Here is a 12718-nt window from a genome sequence, read left to right on the forward strand (position 1 = left end):
TGAATCAATTCAGCGGGAAGTGATTGATATACTATTTGCACTATTCGTTGGTCGATAGGACGTCTTCCGGCAACAGATTTCATTTTTGCATTCCTAAGTTCAGAGGTAGTCATGATTAAGAAAATCGGTGTGTTGACAAGCGGCGGTGATGCGCCCGGCATGAACGCAGCAATTCGTGGTGTAGTGCGCGCAGCGTTGACGGAAGGTCTGGAAGTTTTTGGTATCTATGACGGTTATCTGGGCCTGTATGAAGATCGCATGGTGCAGCTCGACCGCTACAGCGTGTCCGACATGATTAACCGTGGCGGTACCTTCCTGGGCTCCGCGCGTTTCCCGGAATTCCGCGATGAGCGCATCCGTGAAGTGGCTATCGAGAACATGAAAAAACGCGGCCTGGACGCGCTGGTTGTTATCGGCGGTGACGGTTCCTACATGGGGGCAAAACGCCTGACCGAAATGGGCTTCCCATGCATCGGTCTGCCAGGCACCATCGACAACGACATCAAAGGTACCGACTACACCATCGGTTACTTCACTGCGCTGGGCACCGTGGTAGAGGCGATTGACCGTCTGCGCGACACCTCTTCTTCTCACCAGCGTATCTCCATCGTCGAAGTGATGGGCCGCTACTGTGGCGACCTGACCCTGGCGGCGGCGATTGCCGGCGGCTGTGAGTTTATCGTGGTGCCGGAAGTGGAATTCAGCCGTGAAGATCTGGTTAACGAGATCAAAGCCGGTATCGCTAAAGGTAAAAAACACGCCATCGTAGCCATCACCGAGCACATCTGTGACGTTGACGAGCTGGCGAAGTACATCGAAGCTGAAACCAAACGCGAAACCCGCGCGACCGTTCTCGGTCACATCCAGCGTGGCGGCTCTCCGGGTCCTTACGACCGTATCCTGGCATCCCGTATGGGCGCTTACGCGATTGAACTGCTGCAGCAGGGCTTTGGCGGTCGTTGCGTCGGTATTCAGAACGAAAAACTGGTTCACCATGACATCATCGACGCTATTGAAAACATGAAGCGTCCGTTCAAAGGTGACTGGCTGGAGTGCGCGAAAAAGCTGTACTGATCGGCGGCTGTTGCCCGGTGGCGCTGTGCTGACCGGGCCTACAAAAGCATGGTTCGTGGGCCGGGTAAGGCGTAGCTGCCACCCGGCTTTTTTGTGCGCTCACACCCTCTTTTTATTCCCCTGTGTTATAGCCAATCTTTTTTTATTCTTTAATCATTGGTTCGCTTTCTGGCACCCTGCACTCATCAAACACAACATTAAGAGAGTTGGGCGATGAATAAATGGGGCGTGGGTTTAACGTTATTGCTGGCATCGACCAGCGTTCTGGCAAAGGATATTCAGCTACTGAACGTGTCTTACGATCCGACGCGTGAACTGTACGAGCAGTACAACAAAGCGTTTGCCGCACACTGGAAACAGGAAACCGGCGATAACGTCGTGATCCGCCAGTCCCACGGTGGCTCCGGCAAGCAGGCGACCTCGGTGATTAACGGCATTGAAGCCGACGTCGTGACCCTGGCGCTGGCGTATGACGTGGACGCCATCGCGGAACGCGGCCGTATCGATAAAAACTGGATCAAACGCCTGCCGGATAACTCCGCGCCGTATACCTCCACCATCGTTTTCCTGGTTCGCAAAGGTAACCCGAAACAGATCCATGACTGGAACGATCTGGTTAAGCCGGGCGTATCGGTCATCACTCCAAACCCAAAAAGCTCTGGCGGCGCACGCTGGAACTACCTGGCAGCCTGGGGTTACGCCCTGCACCAGAACAATGGCGATCAGGCTAAAGCGCAGGATTTCGTGAAAGCGCTGTTTAAAAACGTCGAAGTGCTGGATTCCGGCGCACGCGGCGCAACCAACACCTTCGTTGAACGCGGCATTGGTGACGTGCTGATTGCCTGGGAAAACGAAGCGCTGCTGGCGGCGAACGAGCTGGGTAAAGATAAATTTGAAATTGTCACCCCAAGCGAATCTATTCTGGCTGAGCCAACCGTCTCTGTGGTCGATAAAGTGGCGGATAAGAAAGGCACCCAGGCCGTGGCGGAAGCCTACCTGAAATACCTTTACTCCCCGGAAGGCCAGGAGATTGCCGCGAAGAATTTCTACCGGCCACGTGATGAGGCGGTGGCGAAAAAATATGAGAACACATTCCCGAAACTGAAGCTCTTCACTATCGATGAGGTCTTCGGCGGCTGGACGAAAGCGCAGAAAGATCACTTCTCGAATGGCGGCACCTTCGATCAGATCAGCAAGCGTTAAGCATTTTTTGAAGAACGACACGGGACCCGGTGTGAGAAATCCACCGGGTTTTTTATTTGGTCACTTTTATGCGTTACTCTTTGGCGTCAGGTGGATACAGGGAATGCGCTGTGAAAAAAATAATCGTGTTGGTACTGGTTATGATTGCGCTCGCGGCAGGCGGCGGGTTCTGGCTGAAAGCGGGTAACCCAAACGCGCTGCGGCATATCGTTCTCGACCAGTGTGTGCCTGGTCAGATGCAGAACCGTAACCCGGCGCCCTGTGCGCTGGTAAAAACGGATGCGGGATATGTGGTGTTTAAAGATCGCAACGGGCCGCTGCAATATCTGCTGATGCCCACGTACCGCATCAACGGTACCGAAAGCCCGCTCCTGACCGAGGCTCATACGCCCAATTTCTTCTGGCTGGCGTGGCAGTCGCGCCACTTTATGAGCATGAAGCGGGGGAGCAACGTGCCCGACAGTGCAGTTTCACTGACCATCAACTCCCCGACCGGCCGCACGCAAAACCATTTTCATATCCATATCTCCTGCCTGCGCCCGGACGTGCGCGAGAAGCTCAATGTTAGTCAGGGGCAAATCAGCACCCAGTGGCTGCCGTTCCCCGGTGGGCTGGAGGGGCATGAATACCTGGCGCGTCGGGTGACGGAAGCGGAGCTGGTGAAACGCAGCCCGTTTATGATGCTGGCAGAAGAGCTGCCGGAAGCGCGCGACCATATGGGGCGTTTTGCGCTAGCGATGGCGCAGCAGGCGGACGGATCGTTTGTATTACTGGCAACGGCGCGCAATTTGCTGGCGCTTAACCGCGCTTCTGCTGAGGAATTGCAGGATCATCAATGCACTATCCTGAATGAACCCCACCATAAATAGCGTTTACTCGCCCTGCCTGTCGCCGTAGACTTGCTGAAAAATTCTACAGGAGACAGGCATGTCGCTCTGGTTCACTCACCCGCTGTTTCTGCCCTCGCTGATTATCGTCGTCACCATCATCCTGTGGGCCACCTCGCTGTTGCCGGAATTCCTCACTGCGCTGCTGTTCTTTACCGCGGCGATGATCGCGCGTATCGCCCCGCCGGAGGTGATTTTTGGCGGTTTTGCCTCGTCAGCGTTCTGGCTGGTGTTCAGCGGATTTGTGCTGGGGGTGGCGATCCGCAAAACCGGGCTGGCGGACAGGGCGGCGCGGGCGCTGTCGGCCAGGCTGACCGACTCCTGGCCGCTGATGGTGGCAAGCGTAGTGCTGCTCACCTATGCGCTGGCGTTTGTGATGCCCTCCAATATGGGGCGTATTGCGCTGCTGATGCCCATCGTGGCGGCGATGGCGAAGCGGGCGGGCATTGCCGACGGCTCCCGGGCGTGGTTCGGCCTGGCGCTGGCGGTGGGGTTTGGCACCTTCCAGCTTTCGGCCACCATCCTTCCGGCCAACGTTCCTAACCTGGTGATGAGCGGGGCGGCGGAAGGCTCTTACGGCATCCATCTTAACTATGTTCCGTACCTGCTGCTGCATACTCCGGTGCTGGGTATTCTCAAGGGTCTGGTCCTGATCGGCCTGATCTGCTGGCTGTTCCCCGGCGCGCCAAAACCGGTGAAGGATTTGACCCCGCCAGAGCCGATGGGCCGCGACGAAAAGCGCCTCGCCTGGCTGCTGGCGGTGGTGCTGGTGATGTGGGTAACCGAAAGCTGGCACGGCATTGGACCGGCATGGACCGGGCTTGCGGCGTCGATTGTGGTGATGCTGCCGCGGGTTGGCTTTATCACCGGGGATGAATTCTCGGCGGGGGTGAATATGCGCACCTGTATTTATGTGGCGGGTATTCTCGGGCTGGCGATCACCGTGACGCAAACCGGTATTGGCAGTGCCGTGGGCGAGGCGCTGATGCGGGTAATGCCCCTGGATGCCGATGCGCCGTTCACCAGTTTCCTGGCCCTGACTGGCATCACCACCGCCCTGAATTTCATTATGACCGCCAACGGCGTACCGGCGCTGTATACCACCCTGGCGCAAAGCTTCTCGGACGCCACCGGCTTTCCGCTGCTGTCGGTGATTATGATTCAGGTGCTGGGGTATTCCACGCCGCTGCTGCCGTATCAGGCGTCGCCGATTGTGGTGGCGATGGGGCTGGGAAGAGTGCCTGCGCGGGCGGGGATGCTGCTCTGTCTGGCGCTGGCGGTGGCAACCTATCTGGTGCTATTGCCGCTGGATTATCTGTGGTTTAGCCTGCTGGGACGGCTGTAAAAAAGCCCGGTAGCGCTGGCGCTTACCGGGCCTGGAGTATCGTAGGGCGGGTCAGCGAAGCGCCACCCGCCGCAGATGCTCTTACGCCTGTTTCGCTGCTTCTGCTGCTTTAACGATCACCGCGAAAGCGTCTGCTTTCAGGGATGCGCCGCCAACCAGCGCGCCGTCGATGTCCGGCTGGGTGAACAGTTCTGCTGCGTTAGATGCGTTTACGGAACCGCCGTACTGGATGATCACTTGCTCAGCAACTTTCGCGTCTGCTTTCGCAATGTGGTCACGGATGAATTTGTGAACGGCCTGAGCCTGTGCTGGGGTGGCAGATTTGCCGGTACCGATCGCCCATACTGGCTCGTAAGCAATGACCGCACCTTCGAACGCGCTTGCGCCCTGAGTGGTCAGGACTGCGTCGATCTGACGTGCACAGACTTCTTCGGTTTTGCCCGCTTCGTTTTCTGCTTCGGTTTCACCGATGCACAGAACCGGGATCAGACCCTGCTCTTTCAGCACAGCGAATTTCTTGGCGATGAATTCGTCGGACTCTTTGTGGTAGGTACGACGCTCAGAGTGGCCGATGATGATGTATTTTGCGCCGATATCTTTCAGCATTTCAGCGGAGGTTTCACCGGTGAACGCGCCAGACAGGTTAACGTCAACGTTCTGGGCACCCAGAACGATGTGGCTACCGTCAGCCGCTTTCTTAGCCATATCCAGGTACATATCCGGCGGAGCGATAGCAACAGCACAGCCAGTCACACCAGCCAGCTCTTTACGCAGGTTAGCTACCAGCTCGTTTACCATGTGGCGGCTGCCGTTCAGTTTCCAGTTACCCATCACTAAAGGATGTCGCATTTCAATTCTCCACGCTCAAGAGCGAATTAAGGAATATGGCCGCCCAACAGGGCAGCATGGTCTGTGAATCAGTATAGAGATTTTCCCTCGAAAGGCTTTGCTTTTTGTCATTAATTCGACCCGCCGAGTGCCTCAGATAGCGCCAGCTTAATCGGTTCAACAGCGAAGGTCAGCCCCTTTTCGCCGTTATCTGCCACGACATAGCGAACCGCGCCTTCCGTTTCGGCGTAATAGCGCTTGTTTTTACCAGCTGTGAGGAGCTTTTGCAGCTTTTGCTGGCTTTGGGCTTTGGTCAGGGCAGGGGTAAAGGCGCGTAAAATGGCGCTCATATACTCCAGCGCTTTAGCTTTGGCGGCTTTCTGCTCCGGCCCCTGAATCGGCAGCCAGGTAATCTGCATACTCTTGATTTTGAGGGTTCCGCGCTCAAGCGCCGTCGAGGCGTACAAATTCTCATTAATTTTGCTGGCAGCCCGGGTCAGGTTCGGGGTGTCGCGGGTGCCATCAATGGAGCGAAACTCATTGAGCGGCAGCTTTGGATTATCCTGATTGAAAGCTTCACGGAACAGGCTGATAGACTGATCAAAGGTCGGCGCGCCCGGCATCACATAGGGTGCGGTAGCCGATACGGAAGTCTCAGCAGCATGCAGAGGTGCGCTTGCACCCAACAGTGTTAAACCCAGCCAAATAAGGTGAAACCACATCTTCATCAATAAAGTCTCTGAATGTTACTGCCCACGATTAAAACGGGATCCGGCTGGCTTGTCAAAAGGAGGCGACTCCAGGGTAAACTACGCGCCGCGATGACTTTTAGGAACCTGACATGACCATACAGCAGTGGTTGTTTTCATTCAAAGGGCGTATTGGACGCCGTGATTTCTGGATCTGGATTGGCGTATGGATTGTCGCCATGCTGGCTCTGTTTATTTTTGCCAATAACGCCTGGCTGAGCACCCAGACGGCGGCCTTCGCGCTGGTGTCGCTGCTGTGGCCGACCGCGGCGGTGTTAGTAAAACGGCTGCACGATCGTGGGCGTTCGGGGTTGTGGGCGCTGCTGGTGATACTGGCGTGGATGCTGCTGGCCGGCAACTGGTCGATGCTCCCCTCCATGCTGCCGTGGGTGGTGGGCAGACTGATCCCTACCATTATTTTTGTGATGATCATTGTCGACCTGGGCGCGTTTGTGGGCACCCAGGGCGAGAATAAATATGGTAAAGATACGATCGACGTAAAGTACCGCTAATTACCAGTAGTGTTCTGCGGTCATATGGCCCGGCCGACGGCGTAAATGCTTGGTCATTTGCCGGGTCTCTTTCAGGAGCTGTTGGGTATCACGCACCATTTGCGGGTTGCCACACAGCATCACGTGGCTGGTGTCGGCCTCCATCTTCAGACCCACGGCGGCTTCCAGCTCGCCATTTTCAATCAGGGCCGGTACGCGCCCGTGGAGTGACCCCGGCACCGTTTCACGGCTCACTACCGTCTGGATTTTCACTTTCCCTTCATAACGCTTCTGCAGTTCCTGCATCAGCGGCAGGTAGCTCAGGTCTGCGGCGTAGCGCGCGGCATGCACGAGAACGATATTTTTAAAGCGATCCAGGTCCTGCCCGTATTGCAGGATCGACAGGTAAGGGCCGATGGCGGTACCGGTTGCCAGCATCCACAGCGTTTCGCAGTCTGGCACTTCATCCAGCACGAAGAAGCCTGCGGCTTCGCTGACAATCTGGATCTCATCGTCGGGTTTCAGTGCCGCCAGGCGCGGGCTGAGTTTGCCATCGGGAACGGTGACAAGGTAGAACTCGAGATCCGGGTTATCCGGCGCGTTGACATAGGAGTAGGCGCGCTGCACGCGTTCGCCGTCGATCTCCAGCCCCAGCTTGGCAAATTGCCCGGCCGTGAAAGGCTGGATGGGCGCATGTACGGTGAGGCTAAATAGCGCATCGGTCCAGAACTCTACCTTTTTGACTTTACCTGTTACCCAGTCTGCCATGATGTTCTCCTGTACTGATCTCGGGTTCTATCTTCCTTACCTGAGAGGGAGATTTCCAGCCCAGGCGGGCCGGAAAGCTCTATTGATCAAACGGTTTTACAGAATGTGGGTCTGCACGTCCGGATCTTTACGGTCGAGATAGTGAATCGACTGGATGCGGCGAATGGTGCGTGATTTACCGCGGATCAGCAGCGTTTCGGTGGTCGCCATATTGCCTTTGCGGCTGATGCCGTCCAGTAGATCGCCTTTGGTGATGCCGGTCGCCGAGAAGATAACGTTATCGCTGCGCGCCATATCATCCAGACGCAGCACGGTATTGGCTGCAATCCCCATCGCCGCGCAGCGGGCCAGCTCCTGCTCACCGATGCGGCGGTTCTCTTCGCTATCGCCTTTTACGTCATGACGGGCCAGCAGACGGCCATGCATATCGCCGTCGAGGGCGCGGATCACCGCGGCAGAAACCACCCCCTCCGGTGCGCCGCCGATACCGTACAGCACGTCGACTTCGCTGTCCGGCATGCAGGTGAGGATGGAGGCCGCCACGTCGCCATCGGGGATAGCAAAGACGCGCACGCCTAACTGCTGCATCTGGGCGATGACCGCATCGTGACGCGGTTTCGCCAGAATGGTGACCGTCAGTTCGCCAAGGGGCTTATTAAGCGCGGCGGCGATATTACGCAGGTTTTCCGCCAGCGGCAGATTGAGGTCGATGACCCCTTTTGCGCCAGGGCCGACAATCAGCTTCTCCATATACATATCGGGCGCGTTGAGGAAGGTGCCTTTATCGCCCACCGCCAGTACTGCCAGGGCGTTAGCCTGGCCCATGGCCGTCATGCGGGTGCCTTCAATGGGGTCTACCGCGATATCCACCGCATCGCCGTTACCGGTACCGACTTTTTCACCGATGAATAGCATGGGGGCTTCGTCGATCTCACCTTCACCAATCACGATGGTGCCATCGATGTTGACCTGGTTAAGCATGATGCGCATGGCATGGACGGCTGCGCCGTCAGCAGTATTTTTATCACCACGGCCAAGCCACTTGTAGCCTGCCAGAGCGGCGGCCTCGGTTACGCGGGAAAACTCGATAGCAAGTTCACGTTTCATCAGATACTCGTGCAATCAAAAGGAATTGCACGAAGTTTATCACAGAGTGGGAGAGGCGGTTTGGACCCCTCACCCCGACGGGGTGAGGGGGAGGTATTATGACTCGTCGTGCTCTTCCCAGGCCAGCGCGCGTTTCACGGCTTTTTTCCAGCCGCTATAACGGTAGTTACGCTCGGTGGTTTCGATACCCGGACGGAATTCGCGCTCGATGACCGCTTTCTCCTGCAGTTCGTCCAGGTTCTGCCAGAAGCCAACCGCCAGGCCGGCAAGATAGGCCGCACCCAGCGCCGTCACTTCACGCACTTCCGGGCGTTCCACGCGGGTACCCAGAATGTCGGACTGGAACTGCATCAGGAAGTTGTTTGCCACTGCGCCGCCATCCACGCGCAGGGCGTGCAGACGAATGCCGGAGTCAGCCTGCATCGCTTCCAGCACGTCACGGGTCTGATAGGCAATCGACTCCAGCGTGGCGCGGATGATGTGGTTAGAGTTTACCCCACGCGTCAGGCCGAAAATCGCCCCGCGGGCATAGGGATCCCAGTAGGGCGCGCCCAGCCCGGTAAAGGCCGGCACGACGTACACGCCGTTGGTGTCTTTCACCTTGGTGGCGAAATACTCCGAGTCGAAGGCGTCGCTGATAAGCTTCATCTCATCGCGCAGCCACTGGATAGAGGCTCCGGCCATAAACACTGCGCCTTCAAGCGCGTAATTCACCTCGCCGCGCGGGCCGCAGGCGATAGTCGTCAGCAGGCCATGCTCCGATTTCACTGCCTTCTCGCCGGTGTTCATCAGCATAAAGCAGCCGGTGCCGTAGGTATTTTTCGCCATCCCTTCTTTCACGCACAGCTGGCCAAACAGCGCCGCCTGCTGGTCACCGGCGATCCCGGCGATTGGAATACGGGTGCCGCCTTTACCGCCGATGTTGGTCTGACCGTACACTTCAGACGACTTACGTACCTGCGGCAGCATGGCGCGCGGGATGTCCAGCGCGTCCAGCATTTTGTCATCCCAGTCCAGATCGTGGATGTTGAACAGCATGGTGCGCGAGGCGTTGGTGTAGTCGGTGACGTGGACGCGCCCCTGGGTCATCTTCCAGATAAGCCAGGTGTCCACGGTGCCGAACAGCAGTTCACCGCGTTTGGCACGCTCACGAGAGCCTTCGACGTGGTCGAGGATCCATTTTACCTTGGTGCCGGAGAAGTAGGGGTCCACCACCAGGCCAGTGGCGCTACGCACGTACTCTTCCATGCCGTCGCGCTTGAGCTTCTCGCAGATGTCCGCTGTGCGGCGGCACTGCCAGACGATGGCGTTGTAAATCGGTTTACCGGTTTCGCGTTCCCAGACGATGGCCGTTTCACGCTGGTTGGTGATGCCAATTGCCGCAATCTGATCGGAACTGATATCGGCTTTCGCCAGCACTTCAACCAGCGTCGAGCTTTGCGACGCCCAGATCTCCATCGGGTCGTGTTCAACCCAGCCTGGACGAGGATAGATTTGCTCGAATTCGCGCTGCGACACGCTGACGATGTTCGCGTCATGATCCATAACGACAGCGCGGGAGCTGGTCGTGCCCTGGTCGAGCGCAACGATATATTTTTTGTCGGTCATAGTTGTGGTCCCGTAGTCAGATTACAGCGAAGCGTTTTGTTGTGTGGCAGAGGTGGCGTCCTTCTCCTCTGTGACACAGGTGTCGCACGGCAGGTGGCGGCCAATCAGCTTACGATAGCCAAATGCTCCCAGCGCAGCACCTACAATAGGGCCGAACAGCGGCACCAGGAAGTAAGGAATATCCTTGCCGCCGGTGAAGGCAACGTCGCCCCAGCCGGCAATAAAGGCGAAAGCTTTCGGTCCGATGTCGCGGGCCGGGTTCATGGCGAAGCCCGTCAGCGGTCCCATCGATGCGCCGATCACCGCAATCAGCAGGCCAATCAACAGCGGCGCCAGCGGACCGCGCGGAATGCCGTTGCCGTCATCGGTCAGCGCCAGGATGGTACCCATCAGGATGGCGGTGATCACCATCTCCACCGCGAAGGCCTGCACAAAGTTAATGTGCGGGTTAGGATAGGTGGAGAAGATCCCCGCCAGCTCAAGGCTTTCGGTACTGCCACGCACCATATGGTGCGTCTGCTCGAAGTCGATAAACAGATTGTAATAGAGCCCGTAAACTAACGCCGCTGCACAAAACGCACCAGCAAACTGCGCCACAATAAAAGGCACAACCTTGCGTTTGTCGAAGCAGGCAAACAGACACAGCGCGATGGTGACCGCAGGGTTGAGGTGCGCACCCGAAACACCCGCCGTCAGGTAGATAGCCATCGCCACGCCCAGACCCCAGATCACACTGATTTCCCACTGACCGAAACTGGCACCCGCCACTTTCAGTGCAGCCACACATCCTACGCCAAAGAAAATCAACAACCCAGTACCCAGGAACTCTGCGATGCATTGGCCTTTTAAGGTTGATGTTTCACTCATAATCGGATCCTGAAAAATGATTAATGGTTATTGTTGGCGCGACGGTCGCCATGACCGGCACGATGTCCTGTAGACATAGTGTTAATTTATCGTTAACGAACAAAAACGAGAAATATCGAACTTAAAATGTGTGTGCCGCGTCAACAAAATGAGCGATAACGCGCCATGAAGCGGGCGAGAACTGCTGTAAGCGAAAGGGGGAGTAAGCTTTCTATTAACTAAAGTGTTAACAATTTAGGGGTATATGGCGCGAATGCACCAGGAGGAGACTGAAAAGTGTTGCAAACCGCAATCTGCGCGGTCTGCCGCTGGACAGGGAGGGCGGGGCTCCATACAATCGACACCAGGTGTTGTGCGCGTTTACGTCAAGCGTCGCCTTGCAAATTCAGGAGAGGTAGCATTATGTCGTTAGAAGTGTTTGAGAAACTGGAATCGAAAGTACAGCAGGCGATTGATACCATCACCCTGCTGCAGATGGAAATCGAAGAGCTGAAAGAAAAAAACAACGCGCTGTCGCAGGAAATTCAGACTGCTCAGCATGGTCGTGAAGAGCTGGAGCGTGAAAACCACCAGCTGCGCGAACAGCAGAACGGCTGGCAGGATCGTCTGCATGCTCTGCTCGGGCGCATGGAAGAGGTCTGATTCCGAATTCCTGAAAAAGGCATCCACAATGGATGCCTTTTTTATTTTGCAGGAATAAGATCGCTCAACATGTTACTCATAAGGAATGCGAGATGACAAAGCGAAGCGATATTATTGATAATTCTGACCGATATATTACCCGTAATACTCCCTCTGGCCTCATTTATACAGAAAATCTGGGATGGATAGACTTAGGGCACGCAAATCCCTTCGGTGCTGAACGATTATGGCAACAAATGATAATGCCTGGCGCAGGAGGCGCTGACTGGTTTGAAATCCATTATCATCAAAGCATGTCCAGGAACATCGCAGGATTAAATACGACAACCGGGATATACAGACGTTTTTTAGTGCGGAGAGGCTTAAGCGAAGAGGTCTTAAGAGGAGTCGCCTTATCCATTTTTATGAGTACTTCTCACAGCTTTGAATCCTTGCAGGGTTTTTGGCCCTATATTCTGATTACGGATAGCGGTTACAGCGCAGAAGATTTAGTTTCTAATCTTTTTGGTTTCTGCCAGGCCGTTAACTATGCAGATTACACACCTTTCCTGGACATTTGTTCCAAAGAGAAAGCTTATCGCATCTGGGACTACTATGGCCCCGTTGGGCAATTTAAAAATAAAAGTGTCCTTCCCTTACTGTTTCCAGACCCTAAGGATAAGCGCCTAAAACACCAACCATTCCCGGGCCATTTGCCTGCATTTATGGATTCTATTGTGCCAGTATCTGATCCTTCCGTCGTCAGGGAGGTTCGTATATGAAATGTAGGCATGTCATCATTTTTCTATTCGTTCTGGTGGCCGTGCTCTATTGCGTAATAATGACCAGAATCTTTTCTGATGAATATTATAAACAAGGCAATCTAATTCAATATTACTTATTAACGCCCAAACCACTCAAGGATGCACCAAGGATCACAGAAAACTGGTATTTCACGAAGCAAACCGTTGAAGGGAGTGGTTTGCAGATCAGTACACTCACTTTCACCGGTATCCAAAAGAGTGATCTTCAGAGGATGCACGAAAAGCTTGAAACCTGGATTGATAACTATCCGGATCGTCATGCAACAATGAGCATAGCGGTAGAGGAAAAGAAGGGGGTGTTTGAACTCCGCATTACTCATTACGATACGAATAAAGATAATTAAAA

The 12718-nt window shown here is 55.4% G+C and carries 14 protein-coding genes; 8 read left to right on the forward strand and 6 right to left on the reverse strand.

Annotated elements, in window-relative coordinates; translation table 11 throughout:
* The first annotated feature begins 111 nt into the window (after positions 1-111).
* From pfkA to ACOKCT_RS19265, 4 genes are all read left to right on the forward strand, one after another.
* Positions 112-1074: a 6-phosphofructokinase gene (gene pfkA / locus ACOKCT_RS19250; protein ID WP_103177520.1), complete on the forward strand. Its 963-nt coding sequence runs from the start codon at positions 112-114 to the stop codon at positions 1072-1074.
* A gap of 213 nt (positions 1075-1287) precedes the next feature.
* Positions 1288-2277 carry a sulfate ABC transporter substrate-binding protein gene (locus ACOKCT_RS19255; protein WP_103177519.1) on the forward strand — a complete coding sequence of 330 codons (990 nt, stop codon included), beginning with the start codon at positions 1288-1290 and terminating at the stop codon, positions 2275-2277.
* 110 nt (positions 2278-2387) lie between these two features.
* Positions 2388-3146 (forward strand): CDP-diacylglycerol diphosphatase, encoded by a 759-nt coding sequence (locus ACOKCT_RS19260; protein WP_159340298.1) that lies wholly within the window; start codon positions 2388-2390, stop codon positions 3144-3146.
* A gap of 58 nt (positions 3147-3204) precedes the next feature.
* Positions 3205-4509, forward strand: coding sequence for an SLC13 family permease (locus tag ACOKCT_RS19265; RefSeq protein ID WP_103177517.1), 1305 nt, complete (start codon positions 3205-3207; stop codon positions 4507-4509).
* A gap of 81 nt (positions 4510-4590) precedes the next feature.
* On the opposite strand, the gene tpiA is transcribed toward ACOKCT_RS19265, so the two are convergent.
* Both tpiA and ACOKCT_RS19275 read right to left on the reverse strand, forming a co-directional pair.
* Complete coding sequence (tpiA, locus tag ACOKCT_RS19270) at positions 4591-5358, reverse strand: triose-phosphate isomerase (RefSeq protein WP_103177516.1); 768 nt, start codon at positions 5356-5358, stop codon at positions 4591-4593.
* Between the two features lie 110 nt (positions 5359-5468).
* Entirely contained in the window at positions 5469-6065 is a 597-nt protein-coding gene (locus tag ACOKCT_RS19275; RefSeq protein ID WP_103177515.1) for a DUF1454 family protein, read from the reverse strand.
* A gap of 113 nt (positions 6066-6178) precedes the next feature.
* Here ACOKCT_RS19275 and ACOKCT_RS19280 point away from each other — a divergent pair, with 113 nt between their 5' ends.
* The gene (locus tag ACOKCT_RS19280) at positions 6179-6598 is read left to right on the forward strand and encodes a DUF805 domain-containing protein (RefSeq protein WP_420193790.1); all 420 of its coding nucleotides are present in this window, start codon (positions 6179-6181) and stop codon (positions 6596-6598) included.
* Here ACOKCT_RS19280 and fpr read toward each other — a convergent pair whose 3' ends face one another.
* From fpr to ACOKCT_RS19300, 4 genes are all read right to left on the reverse strand, one after another.
* On the reverse strand, positions 6599-7345 hold the full coding sequence (gene fpr, locus ACOKCT_RS19285; protein WP_103177513.1) for a ferredoxin--NADP(+) reductase: 747 nt from the start codon (positions 7343-7345) through the stop codon (positions 6599-6601).
* 96 nt (positions 7346-7441) lie between these two features.
* Entirely contained in the window at positions 7442-8452 is a 1011-nt protein-coding gene (glpX, locus tag ACOKCT_RS19290) for a class II fructose-bisphosphatase (protein WP_103177512.1), read from the reverse strand.
* Between the two features lie 96 nt (positions 8453-8548).
* Entirely contained in the window at positions 8549-10060 is a 1512-nt protein-coding gene (gene glpK, locus ACOKCT_RS19295) for a glycerol kinase GlpK (RefSeq protein WP_103177511.1), read from the reverse strand.
* A gap of 21 nt (positions 10061-10081) precedes the next feature.
* A complete protein-coding gene (locus tag ACOKCT_RS19300) occupies positions 10082-10927 on the reverse strand; it encodes an MIP/aquaporin family protein (RefSeq protein ID WP_103177510.1) in 846 nt (281 codons plus the stop codon).
* Positions 10928-11329: 402 nt separating this feature from the next.
* Here ACOKCT_RS19300 and zapB point away from each other — a divergent pair, with 402 nt between their 5' ends.
* The 3 genes from zapB (at position 11330) to ACOKCT_RS19315 (ending at position 12716) form a co-directional block, all read left to right on the forward strand.
* Positions 11330-11569: a septal ring assembly protein ZapB gene (gene zapB, locus ACOKCT_RS19305; protein ID WP_103177509.1), complete on the forward strand. Its 240-nt coding sequence runs from the start codon at positions 11330-11332 to the stop codon at positions 11567-11569.
* 92 nt (positions 11570-11661) lie between these two features.
* The gene (locus tag ACOKCT_RS19310; RefSeq protein ID WP_103177508.1) at positions 11662-12330 is read left to right on the forward strand and encodes a hypothetical protein; all 669 of its coding nucleotides are present in this window, start codon (positions 11662-11664) and stop codon (positions 12328-12330) included.
* Between the two features lie 59 nt (positions 12331-12389).
* Positions 12390-12716, forward strand: a complete 327-nt coding sequence (locus ACOKCT_RS19315) for a hypothetical protein (RefSeq protein ID WP_139156421.1) — start codon at positions 12390-12392, stop codon at positions 12714-12716.
* The last annotated feature ends 2 nt before the right edge of the window (positions 12717-12718 follow it).

Origin of the sequence: Leclercia sp. M-A074-M (assembly GCF_965195605.1) — a bacterium.
Taxonomy (GTDB): domain Bacteria; phylum Pseudomonadota; class Gammaproteobacteria; order Enterobacterales; family Enterobacteriaceae; genus Enterobacter.

Excerpts from the sequence above, each read along its gene's own strand:
- pfkA (WP_103177520.1), top strand. The coding sequence starts at position 112 with ATGATTAAGAAAATCGGTGTGTTGACAAGCGGCGGTGATGCGCCCGGC.
- ACOKCT_RS19255 (WP_103177519.1), top strand. The coding sequence starts at position 1,288 with ATGAATAAATGGGGCGTGGGTTTAACGTTATTGCTGGCATCGACCAGC.
- ACOKCT_RS19265 (WP_103177517.1), top strand. The coding sequence starts at position 3,205 with ATGTCGCTCTGGTTCACTCACCCGCTGTTTCTGCCCTCGCTGATTATC.
- tpiA (WP_103177516.1), bottom strand. The coding sequence starts at position 5,358 with ATGCGACATCCTTTAGTGATGGGTAACTGGAAACTGAACGGCAGCCGC.
- ACOKCT_RS19275 (WP_103177515.1), bottom strand. The coding sequence starts at position 6,065 with ATGAAGATGTGGTTTCACCTTATTTGGCTGGGTTTAACACTGTTGGGT.
- ACOKCT_RS19280 (WP_420193790.1), top strand. The coding sequence starts at position 6,179 with ATGACCATACAGCAGTGGTTGTTTTCATTCAAAGGGCGTATTGGACGC.
- fpr (WP_103177513.1), bottom strand. The coding sequence starts at position 7,345 with ATGGCAGACTGGGTAACAGGTAAAGTCAAAAAGGTAGAGTTCTGGACC.
- glpX (WP_103177512.1), bottom strand. The coding sequence starts at position 8,452 with ATGAAACGTGAACTTGCTATCGAGTTTTCCCGCGTAACCGAGGCCGCC.
- glpK (WP_103177511.1), bottom strand. The coding sequence starts at position 10,060 with ATGACCGACAAAAAATATATCGTTGCGCTCGACCAGGGCACGACCAGC.
- ACOKCT_RS19300 (WP_103177510.1), bottom strand. The coding sequence starts at position 10,927 with ATGAGTGAAACATCAACCTTAAAAGGCCAATGCATCGCAGAGTTCCTG.
- zapB (WP_103177509.1), top strand. The coding sequence starts at position 11,330 with ATGTCGTTAGAAGTGTTTGAGAAACTGGAATCGAAAGTACAGCAGGCG.
- ACOKCT_RS19310 (WP_103177508.1), top strand. The coding sequence starts at position 11,662 with ATGACAAAGCGAAGCGATATTATTGATAATTCTGACCGATATATTACC.
- ACOKCT_RS19315 (WP_139156421.1), top strand. The coding sequence starts at position 12,390 with ATGACCAGAATCTTTTCTGATGAATATTATAAACAAGGCAATCTAATT.